The sequence below is a fragment of the Actinomadura sp. NPDC023710 genome, from assembly GCF_040639875.1.
GTDB lineage: Bacteria > Actinomycetota > Actinomycetes > Streptosporangiales > Streptosporangiaceae > Spirillospora > Spirillospora citrea.
This window is the reverse complement of the sequence record NZ_JBFAGB010000033.1, coordinates 22,617-48,588: the sequence shown is the minus strand read 5'-3', so window position 1 is coordinate 48,588 and position 25,972 is coordinate 22,617. Positions and strand designations below refer to the sequence as shown.

The window sequence follows — 25,972 nt, the reverse complement described above, 5'->3', positions numbered from 1 at the left end:
CCGCCGGCAGGGGTCGCCGGTCTCGGGTCGCGAGCCGGGTTTCGCGGACGCCGCCCATCCGCCGGAGATGGCACACCGCAGGGGAACGAGTCGCTTCCCTCGGGCGGGCGGGCGGCATCCCGTCTAGGGGGGTGTGGCGATCACGAAGATCCTCCGGAAGGGGAACACGGTGCCGTAGGGGGCCGCGGGGTAGGCGCGCCTGAGCCTCTCCCGGTACTCGGCGAGGAACTCGTCCGCCTCGGCGGGCGGGAGGGCGGTGAGGACGGGGCGCAGCGCGCTGCCCTTGACCCATTCGAGGACGGGGTCCTCGCCGTGGAGGATCTGCGCGTAGGTGGTCTCCCAGGCGTCGACGGCGCATCCGAGGCGGGCCAGGAGGTCGGCGTATCCGGCGGCGTCGAGGACGGGGGCGTCGCGCTGCAGGTGGGCGAGCCGGTCGCGCCACCTCTCGGAGCGGCCCATCTCGCGGAGCATGACGTGGCTGGGCGCGTCGAAGTTGCCGGGGACCTGGAAGGCGAGGCGCCCGCCCGGGGCGAGGGCGCCGACCCATCGGGGCAGCAGGTCGAGGTGTTCGGGGACCCACTGCAGGACGGCGTTGGAGATCACGAGGTCGAGGGGCCGCTCGGGCTCCCAGGCGGCGACGTCGGCGACGCGGAAGGCGAGCCGTCCCGGGATCTCGTGCGCGCGGGCCACCGCGATCATCTCCGGTGAGCTGTCGAAGGCGTCGATGACGGCGTCCGGCCAGCGGGCGGCGAGGGTGGCGGTGAGCTCGCCGCTCCCGCAGCCGAGGTCGGCGACGCGCGCGGGCGGGGCGCCGCCGAGCCGTCCGGCGAGTTCGGTGAAGGGCCTGGCGCGCTCGTCGCCGAAGACCCCGTACTGCGCGGGGTCCCACACGGCCGCGGTTTGTCTCGACATCAAGAAACATCATGCCCCGCGCATATCTTGATGTCAAGAATCTTGGGCGCGTGTCACGGCGACCGGTCGCCTGACGGATGCGCCGCCGCGCGCGGCGCTCCTAGGCTCCCCGGCATGACGGACGACAAGAGCGGATGGGCGCTGGCGCTCGGCCCCGGCGGGCCGGTCGGGACGGCGTGGCTGGTCGGCCTGGCGGCGGGGCTGCGCGAGGCGGGCGTGGACCCGGCGGGTGCGGGCCTGGTCGTCGGGACGTCGGCGGGCGCCATCGCCGGCGCGGCGATCACCACGGGCAGGGACCTGGCGGCGCTGGAGGAGCTGGCGCCGCGCAGCGGCCCGCCGGCGCCGGCGGACGACTCGGTGATGGTGCGGGTGTTCGAGGTGGGCGGCACTCCGGGCCTGGAACCGGACGAGGTCCGGCGGCGGATCGGGCGGCTGGCCCTGGACGCGGCCGCGCTGCCCGCGGACCGCCACCGCGCGAGCATGCGGTACCTGGTCGGCACGGACACGTGGCCGGACGCCCGGTTGCTGATCACCGGCATGGACGCCGTGTCGGGCGAGCCGGTGCTGTGGGACGGGTCGAGCGGCGTCCCGCTGTCGCTGGCGGTGGCGGCGAGCAGCGCCGCACCCGGCTTCGCCGAGCCGGTGCCGATCGGCGGGCGCCGCTACATGGACGGCGCGTTCGCCGGGTGGTCGGAAGCGGAGCTGACGAAGGGGGCCGGGCCGCTCGTCGCGGTGGACCCCGTGCCCCACATGCGCGGCGGCGGTGACGTCCGGATCGTCCCGGACGGACGGGCGCTGGAGGTGTTCGGACCGAGCCTCGGAGACCGGTCGCGCTGGACGCCCGTCTACCGGGAGGGCCTCCGGCAGGCGCCGGAGGCGGCCGAGCGGATCACCGCCGCGCTGGCCGCCCGCCGCTGATCGCACCCCGTCTTTCTCGATATCAAGACAGGTAGGGTGTCGGCATGCGCGATGAGGTCGACAGGCTGGTCGAGGCGTGGAACACCGAGCGTCCGGACCTGGACGTCCGGCCGCTGCAGGTCCTCAGCCGCGTCTCCCGGCTGGCCCGCCACCTCGACCGCGCCCGGCGCGCCGTGTTCGCCGACCACGGCCTGGAGCCCTGGGAGTTCGACGTGCTCACCGCGCTGCGCCGGGCCGGCGCCCCCTACCGGCTGAGCCCGGGCCGCCTCCTGCACGCGACGCTGGTGACCTCCGGCACGATGACGAACCGCATCGACCGGCTGGCGGCGGCGGGCCTGGTCGAGCGGCATCCCGACCCCCAGGACAAGCGCGGCGTGCAGGTCCGCCTCACCGACGCGGGCCTGACCCGCGTCGACGCCGCCTTCGCCGACCTGCTCGGCCGCGAGCAGGCGATCCTGGAAAGCCTCACCCCCGACCAGCGCGAAGCCTTGGCCGACCTCCTCAGAACCCTGCTCGTCCCCTTCGACCAGTAACGCCCAGGGGTTGCGCTTCGCCCCCAGGGCCAACACGGCCCGTTGAGCCGGACGACCGCGGAGACACGTCAAGACACGGCTAGCCGAGGTCCTCGGCGAGCATGAGCCACTCTTCCTCGACGTCGGCGGCCTCAGCCTGGATCTCCTTGAGCCGGGCGTCCAGCTCCTGGAGCTTGGCGTAGTCGGTGGCGTGCGCGGCGAGCTGCTCGTGGAGGGCGGCCTGTTGCCCGGCGAGCTTCTCCAGGCGGCGTTCGAGGCGGTCGAGCTCCTTGCGGGCCTTCCAGTCCTGGCCGCCCGCCTTGGGCTTGGGGGGCGCCGGGGCGGGCTCGTCGCGGACGACGCCGGGCTTGGGCGCGGTTCCGGCCGCGCGGCGTTCGAGGTACTCGTCGACGCCGCCGGGCAGCAGCGACACGCGGCCGTCGCCGAGCAGCGCGACGACGTGGTCGGTGATGCGCTCCAGGAAGTACCGGTCGTGGCTGACGACGACGAGGGTCCCGGGCCAGCCGTCCAGGAGGTCCTCGACCTCGGTGAGGGTCTCGATGTCGAGGTCGTTCGTGGGCTCGTCCAGGAGGAGGACGTTGGGTTCGGCCATCAGGAGGCGGAGCAGCTGCAGGCGGCGGCGTTCACCGCCGGACAGGTCGCCGATGGGCGTCCACTGCCGGTCGCCCGCGAAGCCGAGCCGTTCGAGGAGCTGGCTCGCGGTCCATTCGCGCTTGCCGACGGTGATGCGGCGGCGGATCTCCTCGACCGACTCCAGGACGCGCCGGGACGGGTCGAGGTCCTCCAGGTTCTGCGACAGGTGCGCGAGCTGGACGGTCTTGCCCTGCACGACCGTTCCCGAGACCGCCCGGACGGAGCCGTCGAGGAGGCGCAGCAGGGTGCTCTTGCCGCTGCCGTTGACGCCGACGAGACCGACCCGGTCGCCCGGGCCGAGCCGCCACGTCATGCGCTGGAACAGGTCGCGGTCGCCGAGGCGGACGCTGACGTCCTCGAGGTCGTAGACGGTCTTGCCGAGCCGCGCGGTCGCGAACCGGGTCAGCTCCACCGCGTCGCGCGCCGGCGGCTCGTCGGCGATGAGGGCCTGCGCGGCGTCCACCCGGAACTTGGGCTTGGACGTGCGGGCCTGCGGGCCGCGGCGCAGCCACGCCAGTTCCTTGCGGAGCAGGTTCTGCCGCTTGGCCTCGGTGGCGGCGGCGATCCGGGAGCGTTCGGCCTTGGCGAGGACGTAGGCGGAGTAGCCGCCCTCGTAGCGTTCGACGCGCCCGTCGACGACCTCCCACGTGCGGTCGGTCACCTCGTCCAGGAACCAGCGGTCGTGAGTGACGACGAGCAGCGCGACCTTGCGGCCCCTGAGGTGCCGGGCCAGCCAGTCGATCGCCTCGATGTCGAGGTGGTTGGTGGGCTCGTCCAGCAGGAGCAGGTCGGACTCGGGGACCAGGAGGCGGGCCAGCGCGACGCGGCGGCGCTCCCCGCCGGACATGCCGGCCAGCGGCGCGTCCAGGTCCAGGTCGGCGAGCAGGCCGCCGAGGATCTCGCGGACGCGGACGTCGCCCGCCCACTCGTGCTCGGCGCGGTCGCCCAGCACGACGGACCGGACGGTCGCGGTCTCGGCGAACGCGTCCCGCTGGGTCAGGTAGCCGAGCCGGATCCCGCGCGCATGGGTCACGCGCCCGTCGTCGGGTTCGGTCTCCCGGGCGAGGACGGACACGAGGGTGCTCTTGCCGCCGCCGTTGCGGCCGACGACGCCGACGCGGTCGCCCTCGTCCAGGCCGAGGGACACGGCGTCGAGCAGCGGCTTGGGCCCGTAGGCCTTGGCGACGTTCTCAAGATTGATCAGGTTCACGGCGCCTTCAAGCGTAGGGCCCCGCGCGCACCGCTCGCACGGCGCGCCCGGCCCGGACGATCAGTTCGGGGGCACCAGGCCCGAAGATCCCGGCTGATCCGGCTGATCCGGCTCATCTGGCTGACCCGGCTGACCCGGCTGACCGGGCTGACCGGGCTGCCCGTACTGGTCCGGCTGGCTGGGCTGGCCCGGCTGACCCGGCTGACCGGGCTGCCCGTACTGCCCCGGCTGCCCCGGCTGCCCGTACTGGCCGGGTTGGCCGTACTGGCCGGGCTGACCAGGCTGGCCCGGCTGCCCGTACTGACCAGGCTGGCCCGGCTGCCCATACTGGCCTGGCTGACCTGCTTGCCCGTACTGGCCGGGCTGCCCGTACTGGCCGGGTTGCTGTGGCGGGTATGGCGCGCCGGGCGGCCCGTACGCCGCGCCCGAGGCTGCGGACCTCGACGACCTTGTGGCGAGGACCACCACCAGGGCCACGATGCCGACGACGACGATCAGGAAGAGGATCACGAGGAGAAGCAGGAATGTCATGCCGCGGCCGCTCGCCATCTTGTTAGCCGATCTCGGGGGAGCCGATTGGTCGAGGCGGCCGCGTTCCGGCCGCGCGGCGAGCCTACTGCCCGCCCGCCTCCCCCGGCATCACGGAGCCGGGCGCCACGGCGCCCGGCACGGCGGGGCCCGGGACCGCGGGGCCCGGCACGGCGGAGCCCATTCCCGCGCCCGCCGCGGAGGCCGCCACCACCTTGTCGGGGGCGTTGCGGCGGAGATCCCGGTCGCGGCGCACCGCCAGCAGGATGAGCGTCGCCATCACGGCGATCGCCACGAGGCCCAGCATCCCGGACAGATACGTCATCGCTCCACCTCGCCGGTCGGGTCAGTCCCGGAGGAACCGGTGTCACGGATAGATGACGCGCTCCGCGACCCCGGGGTTCGCTTGTGTGACGATGGCAGCTACCGGGACAGGGCCGTCCCACCGTCGCGTCAGATGATTGTGGCCCCGGGGACGGGTCCATGGGCCCGGACGATCTGCTCCGCGACGCCGGCGGAGTCCAGCGCGTCCGCGAGCCCGGCGGCGTCGTCGTCGCTCTCGGCGAGGAACGCGCAGGTGGGGCCCGAGCCGGAGACCAGCGCCCCGATCGCGCCGAGGTCGCGGCCGGTGTCGAGCGTGCGGCGCAGCGACGGGCGCAGCGACAGCGCGGCGGGTTGCAGGTCGTTGGACAGCGCGGCGCCGAGGGCCTTGGCGTCCCCGGTGGCGAGCGCGGTCATCAGCGCCTCGGACACGGTCGGCCAGGCGGCCGCCTCCCCCGCCGCCAGGCGGAGCCGGTCGCATTCGCCGTAGACGGCGGGCGTGGACAGGCCGCCGTCGGCGGTGGCGAACACCCAGTGGAAGGTGCCGCGGGTGAGGGCGGGAGTGAGCCGCTCGCCGCGCCCGACACCGACCGCCGTGCCGCCGAGGACGGCGAACGGGACGTCGCTGCCGAGGTCCCCGCCGAGCTCCATCAGGTCGTCGCGGGTGAGCGCGGGCTCCTCCCGGTCGTCCCAGAGCCGGGCGCAGGCGACGAGCGCGGCGGCGGCGTCGGCGCTGCCGCCCGCCATGCCCCCCGCGACCGGGATCGCCTTGCGGATCGAGAGCCGCACGGCCGTCTCGACGCCGAGGCGCGCGGCGACGAGCCGGGCCGCCCTGGCGGCGAGGTTGTCCTCGCCGGTGGGGACGCCGTCGACCGCGACGCGCGCGTGCGGGGCCGCCCGGACCTCCACCGCGAGCCGCTCGGCGGGCTCGGCCGTCACCTCGTCGAACAGGGACACGGCGTGGAACACGTTGACAAGGTCGTGGTAGCCGTCGTCGCGGATCGGCCCGACGCCCAACTGGAGGTTCACCTTGGCGGGGACCCGCACCGTCACTGCGCTCACTCGCGAAACCCTACGGGACCCTCAGCCGCCGCTGGTGACGGGGAGGTTGCGGGGGTTGAAGTACGGGGTCGTGGCGAGTTCGCGCAGCGCCGAGGTCGCGTGCTTGTCGCCGGTCACCGAGTAGGAGCGGCGCTTGTCGCGGGCGTTCTTCGCCTGCTCGTCGGAGTCGAAGTACACGATGGCCTTGACCTGCGGGTCCTGCAGGGTCTTGGCGGCCTCGCGGAGCCATTCGGCGCGGCGCGGACCGTAGGACTTCGGCACCCCGAACTCGGCGATCATGATGGGCTTGTGGCGCCCCCGGGACCACTCCATGAACAGCTTCAGCGCCTCCGACAGGTCGCGGTAGTCGTAGTCGGCGCCGGGCTGGGCGTCGGCGCAGATCCAGTCGACCTGGTCGTCGCCCGGGTAGTAGGACCCGGCGTTCGCGCCGCTGAAGCCGCGGGCGGTGGGGCACCACACCCAGGCGACGTTGTCGACGTTCTCCCGCTTGAAGATCTCCCGCAGGTGCTTCCAGGCGGCGACGAAGTCGGCCGCCGAGTGGACGCCCTTCTGGCCGGACGACTTGTCCATGTCCCGCGCCCAGCGCAGGAACACGGGCTTGCCGAGGGCCTTGACGGCGCGGGCGCGCTTGGCGATCAGGTCGTCGTGCTCGCCCTGGACGATCTCGCGGGTGTCGCCGCCGTCCCAGGTCAGCAGCAGGTAGCGGTTCCCGTCCGCGACGGACTTCTCCAGCCCGCCCGGGAAGTCGCTCTTCCAGCCGCGGTAGCTCTGCACGATGTCGAGCCGGCGGCCGAGCTTCTGCTCGAAGTCCAGGACGGGCGCCATGCCCGGCTTGCCGGCGTCCTTCCCGGACGGCGTCGGCGACTGCGAACCGGATGGCGACTCCGAGGGCGATCCCGAGTCCGACGGCGACTCCGACGGCGAGCCCGACGGGGACGGCGAGGCGGACGGCAGGCCGGCGCCCTCCGCCGGCACCCACGCCCCGAAGTAGGCCCCCTGGTCCGGTGGGACCGGGGCCACGCCCGCCCGCGCCGTCGTCGTGATCTTGGGTGCCGCGCCGGCGCCGCCGCCGCAGCCCGCCGCGACCGTGGCGATCACGCCCGCGATCGCGAGCAGCGCCGTCCCCACGATCGGCATCCGGGTCCGCGCCGCTCGCGAACGCGCCTTCACATCGACCTCCGGCTCATACTGATGCTGTCTCATCCCCCGCGGGGTGCCCTCGCCTCAGGGGTTCGAGGGTGATCACCCCGGCGAGAAGGACCATACTCGGCAATCCGGGCAAATGCGGTCACGTCCAGCGCTTCGCCCCTGGCCCGCGGATCGACGTCCGCGGCGCGCAGCGCCTCCTCCGCGGCGGCCGCCGACCCGGCCCAGCCCGCGAGGGCCGCGCGCAGCGTCTTGCGGCGCTGCGCGAACGCGGCGTCGACCACGGCGAACACCTCCCGCCGGGACGCCCCGGTCGGAGGCGGGTCGCGGCGGGTGAACGCCACGAGCCCGGAGTCGACGTTCGGCGCGGGCCAGAACACGGCGCGCCCGACGGGCCCGGCCCGGCGGGCGTCCCCGTACCAGGCGAGCTTCACCGACGGCACCCCGTAGATCTTGGAGCCGGGCCCGGCGACCATCCGGTCGGCGACCTCGGCCTGCACCATCACCAGCGCGGACCGCAGCGACGGCAGCGCGGCCAGCAGGTGCAGCACGACGGGGACGGCGACGTTGTAGGGCAGGTTCGCCACGAGCGCCGTCGGCGCCGGCCCCGGCACCTCCGTGATCCTCATCGCGTCGGCGCGCACGACCTCCAGCCGCGCCGCGAGGTCCGGTTCCCGGGCCGCGGCCGTGGCCGGCAGCTCGGCGGCCAGCGCCGGGTCGATCTCCACCGCGACGACCCGCCGCACCTTCGGCAGCAGCGCCAGCGTGAGGGACCCCAGCCCGGGGCCCACCTCGATGACGACGTCATCGGGGTCCAGCTCCGCGGCCCGGACGATCCGCCGGACGGTGTTGGCGTCGATGACGAAGTTCTGCCCCAGCGTCTTCGTCGGCCTGATGCCGAGCCGCCCGGCCAGCTCCCGCACGTCCGCCGGCCCGAGCAGGCCCCTGGTGTCCCCCATGCGACAAGTCTCTCCTGTCATCGCGCGGACCCGTCCCCCAGGTCCCCGCGGGCGCCGGTCAGGAGAACAGGAACTTCCCGCAGTTGGGCCACTGGCCCTGCCAGCGGCCGTTCACCCGCTTGTAGAGCAGCTGGGCCCGGTAGGTCTGCTCGGCCGAGCTGGCGTCCGACGGCCTGCCCGAGCCGCCGACCGACGCCCACGACGCCATGGAGAACTGGTAGAGGCCGTAGTACCCGGCCGGGTTCACGGCCTTCGGGTTGTTGTGCGACTCGCAGTTGGCGAGGCCGTGCCAGTTCAGCCGCGTCACCGAGCCGCTGTTCGCCGACTTCGGCCCCACCGCGATGATCTGCGCGACGGGCTTGCGCTTCACCTTCCTCGCGAGGACCTTCGTGACCTTGCGGCCCTTGCGCCGGACGTAGGCCACCTTGACGATCGTGAGCCCGGGGCGGCCCTTGCGCAGCTCCTTCTCGCTCCACGGCGGGACGGACGAGCTCTTCTTGCGGACCGTCGGGGCGTTCGTCTTCACGACCTTGGTCACCGGGTCCGACAGCAGCCGCATGATCTTGATGACGTCCCCGGCGGGCTTGTCGGCGGCCGGCTCGACCAGGTCGTGCGGGCCGAGCGCGATCTTCGCCTGCTCCAGCACCTGGCCGACGGTCGCGCCGGTCGTCATGGTCTCGGTCTTCTTCGCGTCGACCATGATGACGATCTTGCGCGGCGCGGGGGCGGTGGTGCGCGGCGCGTCCGCGACGACGCCGTTCTTCGGGGCCGCCGATCCTCCGTCCCCACCGCACGCCGAGGCGAGCAGCGCGGACGCCAGCAGGACGGCGAGGGGCGCGATCGCGCGGGGCGCGCGCCCGCGCGGCGCGGATGGGGAAGGCACGGGGAGTTCCTCCAGGGAGCCGGGCTCGGGGGGCGCCCGTCCAACGGCCAGAGATTAGAGGTCCCCGCCCTTCTCCGCCACCGCAACGCCGCCACTCGCCCCATTTGCCCGATATGCGTGCCACGGGACCCGCGCCGCCGGCCGGCTTCGCGCGGGTCACCAGGGACCGAAGGCGCGCTCCCCGTTCGCGGCGATCGCGGCGCACAGCTCCGCCAGGTCCACGCCCTTGACCTCCGCCATCGCGCGGACGGTGTGCGGGATCAGGTACGAGGCGTTCGGCTTGCCGCGGTGCGGGATCGGCGTCAGGAACGGCGCGTCGGTCTCCACGAGCAGCAGGTCGAGCGGCGCCGCGCGCAGCGCGTCCCGCAGGGGCTCGGCGTTCTTGAACGTGACGTTCCCGGCGAAGCTCATCAGGTAGCCGCGATCGGCGCAGACCCGCGCCATGGCGGCGTCGCCCGAGTAGCAGTGGAAGACGACCGTGTCGGGCGGGCCCTCCTCCTCCAGGATCGCCAGCACGTCGTCGTGGGCCTCCCGGTCGTGGATGACCAGGGCCTTGCCGGTGCGCTTGGCGATGTCGACGTGGGCGCGGAAGGAGCGGTGCTGGTCCTCCTTGGGCGCCCAGTCGCGGTAGTAGTCAAGGCCCGTCTCGCCGATCGCACGGACCTTCGGGTGCGCGGCGAGCAGGGCGACGTCGGCCAGGACGGCGTCGCTGATGCCCGTCGTCTCGTTCGGGTGGATCGCGACCGCCGCGTACACGTCGTCGAACTCGCCGGCGGCGTCCACCGCGAACCGGGAGGACGGCAGGTCGCAGCCGATCGTGACGATCCGCGCGATCCCCGCCGCCCTCGCCGACCTCAGCTGCTCGTCCACCGGCGTGTCGACGATGTCGAGATGGCAGTGGCTGTCGAAGACGTCGACGGGCAGCCGCTCGGGCAGCGGGGGGTAGGACCGTGAGGCCTGCCCGTCCCCCTCCTCGCTCACGCCTTCTCCAGCCGGGCGAGTTCCTCGTCCACCACGGACGCGTCCAGCTTCTTGAACAGCGGCACCGGCTTGGCCAGCGGGACGCCCGGCTTGACGGGGATGGACTCCCAGCGCGCCTCGGTCGCGTAGTCGCCGGTGAGGATGCGGTAGTCGGGGCCGCCCTCCTCCGACACCGTCTCCAGCCTCGGCATGCCGCTCCACACGCCCTGCCCGCCGAGCATCTCGTAGACCTTCTGCGAGGAGTTCGGCAGGAACGGCGTCAGCAGCGTCTTGGCGTCGTCGACGACCTGCAGCGCGGTGTGCAGGATCGACTTGACCCGCTCGGGGTCGTCCTTCAGCTTCCAGGGCGCCTGGTCCGACAGGTACTTGTTGGCGTCGCGGACGACGTCCAGCGCCTCGGTGATCGAGTTCTTGAACCGCGACCGCCCGAGCTCGGCGCCCACGGCCCCGAACGCGGCGCGGCTGCGCTCCAGCAGCGCCCGGTCGGCGTCGGTGAGGTCGCCCGCCTCCGGGATCGCGCCGAAGTTCTTCGCCGCCATGTTCACCGAGCGGTTCACGAGGTTGCCCCACGCCGCCACCAGCTCGTCGTTGTTGCGGCGGACGAACTCCGACCACGTGAAGTCGGTGTCCTGGTTCTCGGGGCCGGCGACCGCGACGTAGTAGCGCAGCGCGTCCACGTCATAGCGCTCCAGGAAGTCCTTCACGTAGATGACCACCTGGCGGGACGAGGAGAACTTGCGGCCCTCCATCGTCAGGAACTCCGACGACACGACCTCCGTCGGGACGTTCAGCGCGCCCAGCGAGCCGGGCGTGCCGCCCCGGTCGCCCTGGCCGCTGTAGCCGAGCAGCATCGCCGGCCAGATCTCGGCGTGGAAGACGATGTTGTCCTTGCCCATGAAGTAGTAGGACAGGGCCTCCGGGTTCTGCCACCAGGCGCGCCACGCCTCGGGGTCGCCGGAGCGCCGCGCCCACTCCACCGACGCGGAGAAGTAGCCGACGACGGCGTCGAACCACACGTACAGCTTCTTGGCCGGGTTCTCGCGCCAGCCGTCCAGCGGGATCGGCACGCCCCAGTCGAGGTCGCGGCTGATCGCCCGCGGCTGCATGTCGTCCAGCAGGTTCAGCGCGAACTTCAGCACGTTCGGCCGCCACGGCGCCTCACCCCCGGGGCCGCGCCCCGCCCCGCCCTGCTTGCCCCGCAGGTACCGGCCGAGGACCTCGGTGAACGCGGGCAGGTCGAGCATGAAGTGCTCGGTCTCGGTGAACTTCGGCGTCTCGCCGTTGATCCGCGACACCGGGTTGATCAGGTCGATCGGGTCGAGCTGGTTGCCGCAGTTGTCGCACTGGTCGCCGCGCGCCCCGTCGTACCCGCAGATGGGGCAGGTGCCCTCGATGTAGCGGTCCGGGAGCGTCCGGCCGGTGGACGGCGAGATCGCGCCCATCGTCTTGGTCGCGAAGATGTAGCCGTTGTCGTACAGGCCCTTGAAGACCTCCTGGACGACCGCGTAGTGGTTCAGCGTCGTGGTCCGCGTGAACAGGTCGTAGGACATCCCGAGGCCGTACAGGTCCTCGGCGATCACGGAGCTGTAGCGGTCGGCCAGCTCGCGGGCCGTCACGCCCTCCTTGTCGGCCTGCACCTGGATCGGCGTGCCGTGCTCGTCGGTGCCGCTGACCATCAGGACCTTGTTGCCCGCCATCCGCTGGTAGCGGCTGAACATGTCGGCGGGCAGCGCGAAACCGGAGACGTGCCCGATGTGACGGGGCCCGTTGGCGTACGGCCATGCGGGCGCGGTCAAGATATGACGGCTTGACGAGGACATGGAATCAAGGGTAGTCGCGTCACGGGGGCCGCGGCACGCGAGTAATCTGGCTCGGCGTCACAGCACGGACCAGCGGAGGCGGGACTCAAGGCATGGCCCAGACCACGTCCGACCAGGCGGTCGCCCGGGAAGCCGGCGACGCGGGGCCGGAGGCGCCGTCCCTCCCCTCCCGCCTGCTGGCCCGGGTGCGGCGGACGCGGCGGGTGGTGTGGCTGTCGCTGCTGGTCGCGGCGTCCGCGGTGCTCGCCCAATGGGTGATCATGACGCCGCCGCTGTACTTCGACCCGTACTACGTGTGGCTCGCCGCCCGCGACTGGCCGCACATCCCGCTCACCCAGTGGCCGTTCGACGAGGTCCCGCACCAGGTCACCCGGATCGGGCTGGTGCTCCCGGCGAGGCTCGCCCAGGAGGTCCTCGGGGACGGCCAGGCCGCCTACTTCACCGTCGCCGCCCTCGGCGGCGCCGCCTTCTTCGTCGGGACGTACCTGGTCGTCCGGTCCCTGTTCGGGGACGTCGCGGGCCTGGTGTCCGCGGCGGTCATGCTGGTCCACCCGTTCTTCACCATGACCAACCCGTTCGGCCACGAGATCACCTGGTCGTCCGGGGTGATGCTGCCGGACATGCCGGGCGCCGGGCTGTTCACCATCGGGATGGCGGGGCTCGTCGTCGCGAGCCGCAGGACCGGCCGGGCGCAGACGCGGATGCTGCTCGCCGCCGGGGTGCTCCTCGGCGCGTCGTTCCTCGTCCGGGAGTTCCTGGCCTTCCTCTTTCTCGCCATCCCCGCCTACCTGGCGCTGCTGCGGATCCCGTGGCGCCGCAACGTCGTGGTCGGCGCGCCGATGCTGGCGATCCTGCTGGTCAACTTCGTCCACAACCAGCTGGTGTGGGGCAGCCCGCTCGCCGGGCTGATGTCGGCGGCCGAGCACGGCGGCCAGTCCCGCGACTACGTCACCCGCTCGCTCGCCGCGCGGTCGTTCCTGCGCGCGATGCACGAGTGGAACCCGCTCGGGCTCGTCTTCACCGCGGCGCTGGCCCTCACCGTCGTCGGCTGGGCCGTCACCCGCGACCGGCGGCTCGCGCTGGTCCTGGTGTGGTTCTTCACGCTGGCGGTGCCGCTGACGCTGTTCTCCGGCGTCCTCGACCCGAACGACATCTCGCTGCGCGCCTGGCTCCAGCGGTACTGGTTCGCCGTGCTGCCCGCGCTGCTCGCCGGCGGGTCCGGATCGCTGATCCTGATGTTCCGGATGCTGCCGTCCGACCTGGTGTCACGGCTGCGGCTGCGGACCGTCGTGGCGCCCGTCCTGGCGGTCGCACTGGGCGGGACGTACGCGGTGGCGGCCGTCCGCGCCGTCCCGGAACTGCCGCGCGACAAGGCGTGGAGCGAGCTGCGCGGCTACCTCGGCGGCCACCGCGACATCACGCTGATCTGCGCCGACCGGCGGCTCGCGCAGACCCTCACCTTCTACACGCGCGACGTGTGGGGCCGTCCGGTCTGGCGCGGCGAGATCCGCGACTTCCCGCACTACCTGCCCGTCCCGCGCAACGCGACGGAGGGGCCGATGCTCTACACGCGCTGGCGCGGCATGGAGTCGCAGATCGGCGGCGGCTGGCGCCCCGACCCCGCCCAGGGCTGGACGCTCATGTGGCGCTCGTCGGACGGGGTCCTGCAGCTCTGGAATCCCCCCGCAGGGAGCAGCACCGGGAATTAGGGCTTGTCTCGAAGTGGCCTCGGCCACGCACGCGAACGCGTGACCTGCCCGGTGCAGCGAAGCCGAAGGCGAGCGAAACCGGGCAGATCGCGAAGCGATGCCGCGTTCGCCCAGGCCCGGTCACGAAGCGAGCCGCAAGGCGAGCGCAGTGGGCCGGGACTTCAGCCACGCAGCCAGGCGACCCAGTCGCCCTCGACGGTGCGGCGGCTGGCGACGACGCGCCAACCGGGCGGGGCGCCCTTCGGCCATGACGCGGCGGGTGGGGCGTTCTTCGGCCAGGCCAGGACGATCATGTCGGCGTCCTGCGGCGGCGCGGTCCAGCGCGCGTCGAACACCCTCCCGTCCCCCCACCAGGCCCAGTAGTACTGGGAGAGCCGGATCGTCCACCAGATGTTCCAGTCGACGGCGATGGACCGCTGCTTCGTCAGGTCGACGCTGCCCCGCAGGTCGGTGTAGGCCGTCTCGGCGCGCACCAGCGGCTGCGCGATGCGCTCGGTGGCGGTGACGCACATGGCCACCGCGACGACGGCCAGCAGGCCCGCCAGCAGCAGCGGACCGTTCGTGCGGCGCGGCCGCAGCAGGACGGACGCCGCCGACAGCGCGAGCAGCCCGAGCCCGGCCAGCGTGGCGCGCCAGAGGTGGAAGGCCGTCCAGTCCCAGGTCAGGAACGATGTCTCCGGGAAGTCGTAGGCCGTGTAGGTGTACCGGGTGAGCAGGTCGCCCGCGTACCACTGGACGACGCACGCGGCGACGACCGTCAGCACGGCCGCCGTGCCCGCCGCCCACAGCAGCGTCCGCCGCGAGGCGCGCATCAGGACCGCGACGCCCACCGCGAACAGCGCCGGCGTAACGCTGGCCAGGTAGCGGCCGTACACGTAGTTGCCGATGCGGTACTCGACCGGCAGGGCCGCCGACGTCGCGAACGCGATGCCCGCCACGAGCGCGGCGACGGCGAGCGCCAGCGCCCGCAGCGGCCCCGGGGTGGTGCGGCGGACCGCGAGGAACGCGACCGCGACGAGCCCGAGCGCCGCCACGCCGCCGGTCGCGACGGACTGGTACCAGACCTGGCCGGTGCCGAGCGAGAGCGTCCAGCCCCACCCGTCCAGGGTGGTGAGGCGTTTCACGACGTTGCCGCCGAGGTCGTTGTCGCCCTGCGGGTACATGTGCGGCAGCAGGGACCGGTTCAGCAGCATCGCCGTGGCCGTCGCGGCGGAGAGGGCGAGCGCGGCGGCGGCCACGGCGCGCCAGGACCGCCACCGGAACACCAGGGCGGCGCCGAGCAGCGCGGCGTGCACGAGCAGCAGGATCGCGCCGCGGGTGTGGCAGGCGTAGGCGTAGGCGACCAGCAGCGACGCGCCCGCCCCGGCCAGTGTCAGCCGGACGGACGAGCGGCGCCCTGCCGGGGGCGGCGCGGTCAGCCAGGTGTGCGCCAGGAGCAGCCAGCCGACCACGAGCACCGGCAGGATCGCGTCGGTCAGCACGAACCCGGAGTAGAACAGCACGCCCGGCAGCAGGGCGGTGACGTGCGCGAAGACGTACGACCAGCGCCGCCGCACCGCCAGCCGGCGCAGCAGCAGGTAGGCCAGCGGCAGCATCGCCGCGCTGACCAGCGCGTTGATCGCCAGGGCGGCCCGGTAGACGCCGACCGGGCCCTCGCCGATCCAGAAGGCGGGCGTCAGCAGCAGCGGGTAGCCGCCGCGGTAGACCGTCCCGAACGACATGTCGGCGTCGGGCCCGCCGGTCAGGACGCGGGCCGCGAACAGGTACCCCGACTCGTCCGGCGTCGCCACCGGCACCGTCTGCCCCGACGCGAGCCAGAGGCGCACGGCGACCTGCGCGACCCAGCCGAGCGCGAACAGCCAGGCCCAGCGGCGGCGGTCCGCGCGCGGCGGGGCGGCGACCGGGTCGGCGGGGAAGGCCGGCGGCCGGGCGACCGCGCCTCCGGGCGGTGCGTCCGGGGGCGCGGCGTCCTGCGGCGTGTGCGTGCTCACCGGCGCGCGGCGCGCCGGGCGCCGGCTGCCGGGGAAAGAAGATCCATCGAGGGTCAAGCCTGTCATGGTGCGGGCGGGGCGCCCGGGCCCGGCCCGGAGACGCTCAGCGGCCGTCCTCGCCGCCGTCCTCGGGCGCGGTCGCGCCCGCCTTGCCGGCGGCCACCTTCTCCCGCTCGTCCGCGGTCGCGGCACCGTCGGCCTGCACGTCGCCCTCGGCGGCCTTCTCGGCCTCCTCGGCCTCGTCCCTGGCGACCTTCATCGCGGCGGCGTCGACGACGCCCGCGGCCTCCTCGGCCGGGTCCGTGAGCGGCGGGTGCTGGCGGCGGCGGATGCCGAGGATGCTGACGAACAGCGAGGCGAAGATCGCCTGGAAGCTCATCACCAGCGCGGTCGCGGCCGGGACGACGATGCGCAGCGAGTGCCGCGGGTCCAGCTCGCCGAAGCTGTTCACCCGCCAGTGCAGCAGGGAGGCGACCAGGCCGGCGAGACCGGCGGCGGCGAGCAGCCCGCCGAGCAGCAGGCCGCGCTCCAGGCTCCACCAGTCGATGACCTTCTGCACCCGGCGGTCGTGCGGCAGGAATCCCTCCTGCATCGCGTAGACCTTCGTCAGCAGCGCGAACAGCACCGCCTGGAAGCCGATCACCAGCGCGGCGGAGGCGCCGACCAGCGTGTCGACGTCGAAGGCGATCTCCCCGACGGTCACCGGACCGGTCGACAGCGCGATCCCGGCGACCAGGCCGAGCGTCATGAAGACCAGGCCGGGGATGAGGAACAGCCAGCGGGGGCTGTAGAGCATGAGGAAGCGCAGGTGGCGCCAGCCGTCGCGCCAGGTGTTGAGGTGCGGGGCGCGGGTCCGGCCGTCCTGCGACAGCGTGGTCGGCACCTCGCGGATGTCGTAGCCCTGCAGGGTCGCCTTGACGACCATCTCGCTGGCGAACTCCATGCCGCCGGTCTGCAGGCCGAGCCGCAGGATCGCGTCCTTGTCGAAGGCGCGCAGGCCGCAGTGGAAGTCGCCGATCTTGCTGCCGAAGAACAGCCGGCCGACGAAGCTGAGCACCGGGTTGCCCAGGTAGCGGTGCAGCGGCGGCATGGCGCCCTCGGCGATGCCGCCCTTGAACCGGTTGCCCATGACGAGGTCGGCGCCGTCGCGCAGCTCGTCGAGGAACGGGCCGAGGGTGGCGAAGTCATAGGAGTCATCGGCGTCGCCCATCGCGACGTACCTGCCGCGCGCGGCCCGGATCCCGCCCATCAGGGCGTTGCCGTAGCCCTTGTCGATCACCGGCACGACGCGGGCGCCCGCGTCCCGGGCCAGCTGCTGACTGCCGTCGGTGCTGCCGTTGTCGGCGATGACCACCTCGCCGTCGATGCCGCTGTCCTCGAAGAAACCGATGGTCTTGCGGACGCAGGTCTCGACCGTCTCGGCCTCGTTCAGACATGGCATCACTACGGAGAGTTCCACGCGATCTCCTTCGTTACCCCTGGTGGCGTCGTTACTCTTGGTGACCCTGTTACACCTGCTGACCGTCTGCGGCGTTTTCCACTAATCTCTATTGTTCCGCGTGTTGTTCATCGGGACGGCCCGTCGGCGTTCATGATGCCCGCCGAGGGCGGGGCATGATGGCCGCTCTCGTCAAGAGCACCCGTATCGTGTTGCCCACTTGCAACCGGAAAACCCTATCCGGCACCGTCGCGGGCGGCATGTTAGGACGTCAAGCATACGGGCACGGCGGCCCGGAAAGGTGGCCGGCTGTGACGCGCGCCGCAGGACGCAGTGCCGTGGACGAACGTAGTGCCCTGGACCGACGCAATGCCACCGGACCGGGGGCCGGACATCGAAGGGAAGGTGCGGCAGTGGCGGGGGAAACGCCGCGGGGCACCGCGCTCGACGGGTCGGCGCAGGGCGGGACCGCCCTGGCGACGGCGGCCGCGTCCGCCGCGGCGACGGCCGCACCGGACGCCCCGGGCGACACGCCCGGGGACACGAAGACCGGCCCGGAGTCGGCCAAGCCTCCGTCAGGAGTCGGCAACGCCGCTCCCGATTCCGGCACGGCGGACCTGGAATCCGGCATAACGGTCAGCGCTTCCAGCGAGGCCATTAAGGACGACCCGGAAACCGCCACAAAGGGGCGTCCGGAATCGGGGGACGCGCCGGACGACGCACCCGGAGAGAGTGCGGAGCCGGGTCGCGGACGCGGCCGCGGGTTGTGGACGCTGGCGCGCCGGAACCCGGTCTTCAGTGTGATCATTGCCATAGCGGCGCTGCTCCGCCTGGTGGCGATGCTCGGCTACCAGCCGGTGATGTTCTTCAACGACAGCTTCGACTATCTGAACGTCGCGATGGACCCGTACCCGCACCCGCTGCGGCCCGACGGGTACTCGTTCCTGTTGCTCGTCCTCAAGCCTTTCCACAGTTTCGCGCTGGTCGCCGGGCTCCAGCACCTCATGGGCCTGGCCATGGGCGTGATGATCTACGCGCTGCTGCGGCGCCGGTTCGGGCTGCCCGGCTGGGGAGCCGCGCTCGCGTCCGCGCCGGTCCTGCTGGACGCCTACCAGCTGCAGCTCGAACACCTGGTGCTGTCGGACACGACGTTCACCTTCCTGGTGATGTGCGCGGTGACGCTGCTGCTGTGGCACGACCGCCCGACCTGGAAGATCGCCGCGTCGGTCGGGCTCATCGTCGGGTTGGCGTGGCTGACCCGCTCGGTCGGGATGCCGGTGCTCCTCGGCGTGCTGGTGTACATGCTGATCCGCCGCAGCGGCTGGCGGCTCATGGCCGTCACGCTGGTCGCCTGCCTGCTGCCGGTGCTGGGCTACATGGGCTGGTACAAGGCCGAGAGCGACAAGTTCGCGATCACCGAGAGCAACGGGATCTTCCTGTACGCGCGGGTCTACAAGTTCGCCGACTGCCATCGGATGGAGGACCTGCCGGTCAGCGAGTACCCGCTGTGCACCGAGCCCGCGAACCGGCTGCCGAACTCGCAGGACGGCATCTGGAACGCCCGCTCCCCGCTCAACCGCTACACCGGCACGCGGTTCAGCCCCGAGAACAACAAGCTCGGCAACGACTTCGCCAAGCGGGCCATCGCCGCCCAGCCGCTCGACTACGCGCGGGTCGTCGCGCATGACTTCTTCCGCGTCTTCCAGTGGAAGCGCACGGTGTTCCCCGACCCGGCGACGTACTCGCAGTACGAGTTCGAGAAGAAGAGCAGGCCGCTGCCCGACTGGCACATGCCCGGCGGCGGGACGGCCGCCCAGGACGCGCGCGGCTACGAGCACGGCAACGCCCGCACGCAGGTCGTCGAGCCGTTCGCCGGGGCCGCCCGCGGCTACCAGGACGTCTTCTACCTGCGCGGCACCATGGTCGGCGGCATCCTGCTCCTCGGCCTGGCCGGGCTGATCCCGCTGTGGCGCAGGTTCGGCGGCGAGGCGCTGCTGCCGTGGACGCTCGCCACCGGGCTGCTGCTCGCGCCCGCGGCCACCGCCGAGTTCGACTACCGGTACGTGCTGCCCGCCGTACCGCTGGCGGCGCTCGCCGCCGGGCTGGCGTTCAGGCCCGAGGCCCGCGCGACGGCGGCCGGCTGGACGCGCCGCCTCACGGGCCGCGGAAAGAACGCGGCGACCCCGCCGGCCGAGCCGGCGGCACAGGAGTCCCCGGAGGCCGTCCGCGTCACCGCCTGACCGCCGCGCGGCTACCAGGCGTGCATGCGGCGGAGGTGGAAGACCATCGCCACGTCGCTGCCGCTGCGGGCCATCGGCACCTCGTCATGCCCGCCGTCCCTCGCCGACAGCGCCTTGACGTTCTGGCTGCCGCAGGTCGGGCAGGACCGGTCCATCCAGGGCGTCGTGCAGGGCTGGCCATGGCACCGGTAGATGACCGCCTCGTTGCCGTGCCCGTCACCGGAGTGCCGGACCTGGAACTCCTCATCCCAGGACGCTGCGCAGCTCAGACACTCGAAGACCCAGACTTCGCGGCTCGTCCATGCCTCATGCACGGCACTCGCCCCCTCACAGACCGTCTTCCGCGCGTGACTTCGGCGCCCCTGGTCTGCTCCGTCGGATGCCGCGGCCGGAGGCCACCGGATGATTTATGCCCAGTTGGAACGCGTTTTGACCGCATTGAGGGCGGTGACTATGTCCTGGCCTTGACCACGGCGTCGTACACGAGGCGCTTCTGGGCGCCGTTCTCCCGGGCGACCTCGGCGATGGCCTGCTTGCGCGGCGTCCCGGCGGCCTCCCGCGCGGCGACCGCCGCCGCCAGCTCCGCCGGGTCCGTCAGCCCCCGCGGCTCGGGCGCGCCGCCGACCACCACAGTGATCTCGCCGAGGACGCCGTCCTTCGCCCACGCGGCGAGGTCGCCGAGCGTCCCCCGGCGGACCTCCTCGTAGGTCTTGGTCAGCTCGCGGCACACCGCGGCGGGACGGTCCGCGCCGAACGCCTCCGCCATCGCCGCGAGGGTGACGGGCAGCCGGCGGGGCGACTCGAAGAACACCATCGTGCGGGGCTCGGCCGCGAGCGACTCCAGCCGGCGGGCCCGCTCGCCCGGCTTGCGCGGCGGGAACCCCTCGAAGCAGAACCGGTCGGTGGGCAGCCCCGACACCGCCAGCGCGGTCGTGACGGCGGACGGACCGGGCAGCACCGTGACCGGGACGCCCTCGGCGACGGCGGCGCGCACCAGCCGGTAGCCGGGGTCCGACACGCCCGGCATCCCGGCGTCGGTGACGACCAGCACGTCCCGTCCGGCGAGCAGGTCCTCCACCAGGCCCGCGGCCCGCTGCCGCTCGTTCAGGTCGTTGTAGGACACGACGCGCGCGGCCAGTTCGACGCCGAGGTCGCCCGCCAGCCGCCGCAGCCGCCGCGTGTCCTCGGCCGCGATGACCGGCGCCTCCGCGAGCGCCGCCCGCAACCGGGCCGAGGCGTCCTCGGGCCTCCCGATCGGCGCCGCCGCGAGCCGCAGCGTTCCCGTCTCCGCCTCCATCACGGCCCCCATCCCGGTCGTCCCGTCACGCGGCTCATTGTCCCAGGGAAGGCACCAAGGTCCTGAAGGAGGAGGGAAGTGCAAATAAACTCGCAGGATGTCGACGACGGATCTGGCTCCGGTCCCGGCCATGGCGTCCCGGCGCAGGCCCCCTCCGCTGCGGGAATGGCTCACGCCGGCGATCCCCGGCAGCCCGCTGCTGTCCTGGCTGGGCCCGCTGCTGGTCACCGCGCTCGCCGCGTACCTGCGTTTCGACCGGCTGGGGACGCCGAACGCCGTGGTGTTCGACGAGACCTACTACGCCAAGGACGCGCTCGCCCTGCTGAAGTTCGGCTGGGAGCACAACACGGTCGAGAACGCCGACAAGATGCTCATCGCCGACCCGGACGCCCAGATCTGGGGCAGCGGGCCCGCGTTCGTCGCGCATCCGCCCTTCGGCAAGTGGATGATCGCGATCGGCGAGTGGATGTTCGGCGCGACACCGTTCGGATGGCGGTTCGTGCCCGCCCTGGTCGGAACGCTGTCGGTGCTGATCCTGTGCCGCGTCGCCCGCCGGATGACCGGCTCGACGCTGCTCGGCTGCGCCGCCGGGCTGCTGCTCGCGCTGGACGGCCTGGCGTTCGTGACCAGCCGGGCCGCGCTGCTGGACGTCTTCGTGATGTTCTGGGTCCTCGCCGGGTTCGCCTGCCTGGTGAACGACCGGGACCGGTCCCGCCGGGTGCTCGCAGAGCGGATCGAGGACGGCCGGACCTCGGTGTACGGGCCGTTCCTCGCGCACGGCTGGCGGTGGGGGGCGGGCGTCTGCCTCGGCCTCGCCTGCGCCACCAAGTGGACGGGGGTCTTCTACGTCGCCGCGTTCGGGCTCATGACCGTCCTGTGGGACTACGGCGCCCGCCGCGCCGCCGGGATCCGGGCCCCGCTGCAGGGGACGATGCTGCTGGAGGCCGTCCCGGCGTTCGTGCAGATCGTCGTGGCGGGGCTGGTCGCCTACCTGGCGACCTGGTGGGGCTGGATCTTCAGGCCGGGCGGCTGGGGGCGCGGCGAGGTCTCCGGCAACCCGCTGTGGCGGCCGTTCGAGGCGATGCCGAAGCTGTGGCACTACCACTCGGAGATGCTCGGCTTCCACACCGGTCTGGACGCCAAGCACCCCTACCAGTCGTGGCCGTGGGACTGGCCGATCCTGCGCCGTCCGGTCGCGTTCTTCTACACCGAGCCGAAGGGCGCGTGCGGCGGCGCGACCCGCTGCTCGCGCGAGATCCTCGGGATCGGCACGCCCGCGCTGTGGTGGGGGGCGCTGGTCGCGCTGGTCGTGGTCGCGTTCATCTGGCTGATCCTGCGGGACTGGCGGGCGGGGGCGATCCTGCTCGGCTTCCTCGCGGGGTGGCTGACCTGGTTCCCGTCGGCGTTCGCCGACCGCACGATGTTCCTGTTCTACGCGACGCCGCTGATCCCGTTCATGGTGCTGGCGGTCGTCCTGGTGCTGGGCTACCTGATAGGACCCGCGCCCGCCTCGGCGGCGGGCGCGCACGCGGCGCGCCCCGGAGAGAGCGGCTACGACGCGGGGCCCACCGCTCCCCGGCGGGCCTCCTCCGAAGAACCTCCCGGCCTGCCGTGGGAAGCGCCGGCCGACGCGGAACCGGCTCTCACCCCGTACGACGAGCACGCGCCGCACGACGAGCACGAGCACACGCCTTATGACGAGGACAAGTCGTATGACGAGCACGCGCCGTATGACGGGCACGGGGCGCACGCGCCGCCGGCGCCCGTCCAGGCGGCCGGGGTCCGGCGGCTGATCGGCGCCGCCGCGGCGGGGGCCTTCCTGCTGGTGGTGCTGGCCAACTTCGCGTACTTCCATCCGATCCTGTCCGCGCAGACGATCCCCTACGACGACTGGCAGGCGCGGATGTGGTTCTCCCGCTGGGTCTGACGCGCGGCCCGGACCGTCACAGCCGGGCGGCGGCGTCCGCGGTGACGGCCGGGCCCGCGGCGGGGCGCAGCGTCCGCGCGCCGAGCAGGCACAGGGCCAGGGCGAGGACGCCCCCGACCCCGGCGCCCGCGAACGCGCCGGGCACGCCCGCGGCGTCCTGCCCGACGCCCGAGACGAACGAGCCGACAGAGCTGCCCGCGCCGATCGCCGCGACGATCCACGCGAACGCCTCGGTCACGGTCCCGGCCGGGGCGAGCCGGTCGACCAGCGTGAAGCTGCACGCCAGCACGGGCGCGAGGAAGACGCCGGAGACGAACGCGAGCACCGACATGACGGGCAGGCCCGGCGCGAGGACGAGCGGGATGTACCCGGCGGCGAGCGCGGCCAGCAGCCAGGGGAGCCGCCGGTGCGCGGCGCCCGCCCACGGGCGGGCGCCGTAGGCGATCCCGCCCGTGAGGGCACCGCCCGCCATGCACGCGAGCAGCAGCCCGGAGGCGAGGTCGCGGCCCAGGTTCTCGGCGTAGGCGACGACGGCGACGGAGTAGACGCCGAGCGCGATCCCGGCGCAGGCGAGCGACAGCAGCAGGACCCGCAGGCCGGGCGACCGCAGCGGCCCGGCCCAGTCCGAGGCGCGCGGCTCGCCCCGCCACCTGCGCGACGGCCCGGACAGCGCGACGACGAGCGTCCCGGCGATGCCGAGGGCGCCGGTGATCAGCAGCGCGGTCTCGGTGTTCACGACGGCCGCGGCGACGACGAGCAGCGGCCCGACGGTGAACAGCAGTTCCTGGGCGGCGGCGTCGAGCGCGTAGGCGGCGTCGACCTGCTCCGGACCGTCCAGGACGTCGGGCCACAGGGCGCGCAGCCCGGCTTCGAGCGGCGGGGTGGCGAACCCGGCGGCGGAGACGGCGGCGACCGCCACCGGAAGCGGGGCCGCCCCGACGGCGGCGAGCAGGGCGAATCCGGCCGCGGAGGCGCAGGCGGCGGGCAGCAGGACCCGCGGCTGGCCGAACCTGTCCATGGCGCGGCCGAGGACGGGCTGCCCGGCGGCGGTCGACAGCCCGAGGATCGCGGCGAGGGTCCCGGCGAGGGGGTAGCCGCCGTCGTCGGCGCGGACGTGCAGGACGACGGCGAGCATCCCCATCCCGTTGGGCAGCCGGCCGAGGAGGGTGCCGCCGAGCAACCGCCCCGCGTACGGCCTCCGCAGGAAGACGACATAGCCGCGCATCGATGGCCCCCGGGATCCTGTCTCAGTTGTCAGTCATACGTATTACCTCCGTCATACGTACCACTTCCGGGCCCTTCCGTTCTAGTCTGAATTCGTTCCACCGATCCGCCCAGGGAGGCGCAGGTGCCGGCGATCAGCCGTCCCACCAGCAAGGACGTGGCTCAGGAGGCCGGGGTCTCGCAGTCCACGGTCTCGCTCGTGCTGGGCGGCAAGTGGAGCGGGCGCGTCTCCCCCGCGACCGCGCGCAGCGTGCGGAGCGCCGCCGCGCGGCTCGGCTACCGGCCCAACCAGGCCGCCCGGAACCTGCGGCTCGGGACGAGCCGGACCGTGCTGCTGATGGTGCCGACCCTGACCGCGCCGTTCTTCGGCCCCGTCTACACGGGCGCCGCGCGGGTCGCGGCCCGGCACGGCTTCGGCGTCGTGGTCTCGACCTGGCCGGACGACGCGGCGGGCCCCGCCGACGGCCCGTTCGCGGCGCCGGACGAGGCGATCGACGGCGTCCTCGCGTCCTCGATGGCCGCGGAGGCGCTCGGCGGGTTCGGCGAGACGCCCGTCGTGATGCTGGACAGCGGCCCGGCCGGACGGCCCGGCGCCCCCGTCCCCACGGTCGACTTCGGTGTGGCCGACGGGATGCGGGCGATCGCGGCGCACCTGGCGGGCCTCGGCCACCGCCGGATCGGGCACGTGGCCGCCGCCCCGGACCAGTGGACGTTCCACGCCCGCGCGGACGCCCTCGCCGAGGTCGTGGCGGACCTGCCGGGAGGCGTCCTGACCCGGGCCGGCTGCGCGATCGAGGTCGCCTCGGCCAAGGACGCCGCGACCCGGCTGCTCGCCGCCCCGGAGCCGCCGACCGCGCTGGTCTGCGACGACGACCTGATCGCGGCGGGTGCGTACAAGGCGGCCCGCGCGCTGGGCCTGGACGTACCGTCCGACGTGTCGGTCACCGGTTTCGACGACGTGCTGCTGGCGACGGCGCTGGAACCCGAACTGACGACCGTCCGGCTGCCGGCCGAGGAACTGGGCGCGCAGGGCATGGCGGCGCTCCTCGACCTCCTCGACGGCCGCAGCCCGGCCCCCCGCGTCCTGCCGGGCGAGCTCGTCGTCCGCGGCTCGACGGCGCCGCCGCGCGCCCGCTGACCGGCCCGGACGGCCCGGCTCGCCCCGCCCCCTCATGTCCTGGGAAAGCAGGGGTATAAGCCGCGCATGGGATCTCATCCGTCCGAGACCGATGCCGACGAGGATCCGGGTAACCGGATCGGCTCGGCGCCCCCGCGGACGCGGGCCTGGCACGGCGGCGCGATCGAGGCGGAGGGCTTCCCCGTCGCGCGGCTGAGCGACTACCTGGAGCGCCCGGACGTCGTCGTCTGGCTCGACCTGTGCGCGCCGCGGCGTGAGGACCTGCACGTGGTCAGCGACGAGCTCGGCCTCGATCCCGTCGCCGTCGAGGACGCGGTGTCCCGGCACGAGCGGGCGAAGCTCGACCGCTACCAGGGGTACGCGTTCCTCAACGTCTACGTCCCGGTGGTGACCGACGGCGAGCTGGCGATGCACGAGGTGTCGGCCTTCGTCAGCGAGCGCGCCCTCGTCACGGTCCGGCAGGACTGCGGGTTCGACGTCGACGCGCTGATCCGGCGCTGGGACCAGACCCCGGACGCCGGTCTCGCCGAGCCGACCGCCGCGTTCCTGCTCTACGGGCTGCTCGACCTGGTCGTCGACCTGCAGCTGACGGCCGTCCAGGCGCTCGACGACGAGGCCGACACGGTCGAGGACCTCGTCTTCGACGCCATGTTCCCGGTCAAGGAGATCCAGCGGCGCAGCTACCGGCTGCGCAAGAACCTGGCCGCGCTGCGGCGGGTCGCGCTGCCGATGCGGGAGGTGCTCAACACGCTGCTGCGCCGCGACCTGAAGTTCGTCCCGGCGCCGCTCGTCCCCTACTTCCAGGACGTCTACGACCACACCCTGCGCGTCGCGGAGTCGACCGACGGCCTGCGCGACCTCGTCGCCGACCTGCTGGAGACGCGGCTGGCGCTGCAGGGCAACCGGATGAACGAGGTGATGAAGAAGGTCACCAGCTGGGCGGCGATCATCGCGGTGCCGACCGCCGTGACCGGGTTCTACGGGCAGAACGTCCCCTATCCCGGGTTCTCCCAGCACTCCGGCTTCGTCGCCAGCACGGTCATCGTCGTCGTCTGCAGCCTCTCCCTCTACGTGATCTTCAAGATCCGCGACTGGCTCTGAT

Annotated in this window: 22 protein-coding genes; 7 read left to right on the top strand and 15 right to left on the bottom strand. The window is 73.3% G+C overall.

Annotated features, from left to right (window positions below; genetic code table 11):
- Window positions 1-123: 123 nt before the first annotated feature.
- The gene (locus AB0H37_RS32055; protein WP_360616677.1) at window positions 124-912 is read right to left on the bottom strand and encodes a trans-aconitate 2-methyltransferase; all 789 of its coding nucleotides are present in this window, start codon (window positions 910-912) and stop codon (window positions 124-126) included.
- Window positions 913-1,026: 114 nt separating this feature from the next.
- Here AB0H37_RS32055 and AB0H37_RS32050 point away from each other — a divergent pair, with 114 nt between their 5' ends.
- On the top strand, window positions 1,027-1,830 hold the full coding sequence (locus AB0H37_RS32050; protein ID WP_360616676.1) for a patatin-like phospholipase family protein: 804 nt from the start codon (window positions 1,027-1,029) through the stop codon (window positions 1,828-1,830).
- Window positions 1,831-1,874: 44 nt separating this feature from the next.
- A complete protein-coding gene (locus tag AB0H37_RS32045; protein ID WP_179832660.1) occupies window positions 1,875-2,363 on the top strand; it encodes a MarR family transcriptional regulator in 489 nt (162 codons plus the stop codon).
- Between the two features lie 79 nt (window positions 2,364-2,442).
- Here AB0H37_RS32045 and AB0H37_RS32040 read toward each other — a convergent pair whose 3' ends face one another.
- The 9 genes from AB0H37_RS32040 to metG form a co-directional block, all read right to left on the bottom strand.
- On the bottom strand, window positions 2,443-4,206 hold the full coding sequence (locus AB0H37_RS32040; protein ID WP_329094986.1) for an ABC-F family ATP-binding cassette domain-containing protein: 1,764 nt from the start codon (window positions 4,204-4,206) through the stop codon (window positions 2,443-2,445).
- A 60-nt stretch (window positions 4,207-4,266) separates the two neighbouring features.
- Window positions 4,267-4,755 carry a hypothetical protein gene (locus tag AB0H37_RS32035; RefSeq protein WP_360616675.1) on the bottom strand — a complete coding sequence of 163 codons (489 nt, stop codon included), beginning with the start codon at window positions 4,753-4,755 and terminating at the stop codon, window positions 4,267-4,269.
- A gap of 64 nt (window positions 4,756-4,819) precedes the next feature.
- Window positions 4,820-5,059 carry a hypothetical protein gene (locus tag AB0H37_RS32030; protein WP_179832657.1) on the bottom strand — a complete coding sequence of 80 codons (240 nt, stop codon included), beginning with the start codon at window positions 5,057-5,059 and terminating at the stop codon, window positions 4,820-4,822.
- Window positions 5,060-5,187: 128 nt separating this feature from the next.
- A complete protein-coding gene (locus AB0H37_RS32025; protein ID WP_329094991.1) occupies window positions 5,188-6,117 on the bottom strand; it encodes a 4-(cytidine 5'-diphospho)-2-C-methyl-D-erythritol kinase in 930 nt (309 codons plus the stop codon).
- A gap of 21 nt (window positions 6,118-6,138) precedes the next feature.
- Entirely contained in the window at window positions 6,139-7,320 is a 1,182-nt protein-coding gene (locus AB0H37_RS32020; RefSeq protein ID WP_360616674.1) for a hypothetical protein, read from the bottom strand.
- Window positions 7,317-8,222 (bottom strand): 16S rRNA (adenine(1518)-N(6)/adenine(1519)-N(6))-dimethyltransferase RsmA, encoded by a 906-nt coding sequence (rsmA, locus tag AB0H37_RS32015; protein WP_360616673.1) that lies wholly within the window; start codon window positions 8,220-8,222, stop codon window positions 7,317-7,319. The genes AB0H37_RS32020 and rsmA overlap by 4 nt, the downstream gene beginning before the upstream one ends.
- Window positions 8,223-8,280: 58 nt before the next feature.
- Window positions 8,281-9,105, bottom strand: coding sequence for a transglycosylase family protein (locus AB0H37_RS32010; protein WP_329094996.1), 825 nt, complete (start codon window positions 9,103-9,105; stop codon window positions 8,281-8,283).
- Window positions 9,106-9,261: 156 nt separating this feature from the next.
- The gene (locus AB0H37_RS32005) at window positions 9,262-10,086 is read right to left on the bottom strand and encodes a TatD family hydrolase (protein ID WP_179832655.1); all 825 of its coding nucleotides are present in this window, start codon (window positions 10,084-10,086) and stop codon (window positions 9,262-9,264) included.
- The gene (metG, locus tag AB0H37_RS32000; RefSeq protein WP_329094999.1) at window positions 10,083-11,906 is read right to left on the bottom strand and encodes a methionine--tRNA ligase; all 1,824 of its coding nucleotides are present in this window, start codon (window positions 11,904-11,906) and stop codon (window positions 10,083-10,085) included. The genes AB0H37_RS32005 and metG overlap by 4 nt, the downstream gene beginning before the upstream one ends.
- A gap of 92 nt (window positions 11,907-11,998) precedes the next feature.
- Between metG and AB0H37_RS31995 the strand changes: the two genes are divergently transcribed.
- Window positions 11,999-13,615 carry a glycosyltransferase family 39 protein gene (locus AB0H37_RS31995; protein WP_360616672.1) on the top strand — a complete coding sequence of 539 codons (1,617 nt, stop codon included), beginning with the start codon at window positions 11,999-12,001 and terminating at the stop codon, window positions 13,613-13,615.
- Window positions 13,616-13,776: 161 nt separating this feature from the next.
- Here the strand turns inward: AB0H37_RS31995 and AB0H37_RS31990 are convergent, their stop codons facing one another.
- Together AB0H37_RS31990 and AB0H37_RS31985 are read right to left on the bottom strand one after the other, a co-directional pair.
- Window positions 13,777-15,663, bottom strand: coding sequence for a hypothetical protein (locus AB0H37_RS31990; RefSeq protein ID WP_360616671.1), 1,887 nt, complete (start codon window positions 15,661-15,663; stop codon window positions 13,777-13,779).
- Between the two features lie 46 nt (window positions 15,664-15,709).
- Window positions 15,710-17,065, bottom strand: a complete 1,356-nt coding sequence (locus tag AB0H37_RS31985) for a glycosyltransferase family 2 protein (protein ID WP_360616670.1) — start codon at window positions 17,063-17,065, stop codon at window positions 15,710-15,712.
- 392 nt (window positions 17,066-17,457) lie between these two features.
- Between AB0H37_RS31985 and AB0H37_RS31980 the strand changes: the two genes are divergently transcribed.
- Window positions 17,458-19,284, top strand: coding sequence for a hypothetical protein (locus tag AB0H37_RS31980; protein WP_360616669.1), 1,827 nt, complete (start codon window positions 17,458-17,460; stop codon window positions 19,282-19,284).
- Between the two features lie 11 nt (window positions 19,285-19,295).
- On the opposite strand, the gene AB0H37_RS31975 is transcribed toward AB0H37_RS31980, so the two are convergent.
- Window positions 19,296-19,598 (bottom strand): hypothetical protein, encoded by a 303-nt coding sequence (locus AB0H37_RS31975; RefSeq protein ID WP_329095009.1) that lies wholly within the window; start codon window positions 19,596-19,598, stop codon window positions 19,296-19,298.
- Between the two features lie 137 nt (window positions 19,599-19,735).
- Window positions 19,736-20,581 (bottom strand): 16S rRNA (cytidine(1402)-2'-O)-methyltransferase, encoded by an 846-nt coding sequence (gene rsmI / locus AB0H37_RS31970; protein ID WP_179832649.1) that lies wholly within the window; start codon window positions 20,579-20,581, stop codon window positions 19,736-19,738.
- Between the two features lie 97 nt (window positions 20,582-20,678).
- Between rsmI and AB0H37_RS31965 the strand changes: the two genes are divergently transcribed.
- Complete coding sequence (locus tag AB0H37_RS31965) at window positions 20,679-22,508, top strand: phospholipid carrier-dependent glycosyltransferase (protein ID WP_360616668.1); 1,830 nt, start codon at window positions 20,679-20,681, stop codon at window positions 22,506-22,508.
- A gap of 16 nt (window positions 22,509-22,524) precedes the next feature.
- Here AB0H37_RS31965 and AB0H37_RS31960 read toward each other — a convergent pair whose 3' ends face one another.
- The gene (locus AB0H37_RS31960) at window positions 22,525-23,733 is read right to left on the bottom strand and encodes an MFS transporter (RefSeq protein WP_329095013.1); all 1,209 of its coding nucleotides are present in this window, start codon (window positions 23,731-23,733) and stop codon (window positions 22,525-22,527) included.
- 123 nt (window positions 23,734-23,856) lie between these two features.
- Between AB0H37_RS31960 and AB0H37_RS31955 the strand changes: the two genes are divergently transcribed.
- Together AB0H37_RS31955 and AB0H37_RS31950 are read left to right on the top strand one after the other, a co-directional pair.
- The gene (locus AB0H37_RS31955) at window positions 23,857-24,870 is read left to right on the top strand and encodes a LacI family DNA-binding transcriptional regulator (RefSeq protein ID WP_360616667.1); all 1,014 of its coding nucleotides are present in this window, start codon (window positions 23,857-23,859) and stop codon (window positions 24,868-24,870) included.
- Window positions 24,871-24,936: 66 nt separating this feature from the next.
- Window positions 24,937-25,971, top strand: a complete 1,035-nt coding sequence (locus AB0H37_RS31950; RefSeq protein WP_360616666.1) for a magnesium transporter CorA family protein — start codon at window positions 24,937-24,939, stop codon at window positions 25,969-25,971.
- The last annotated feature ends 1 nt before the right edge of the window (window position 25,972 follow it).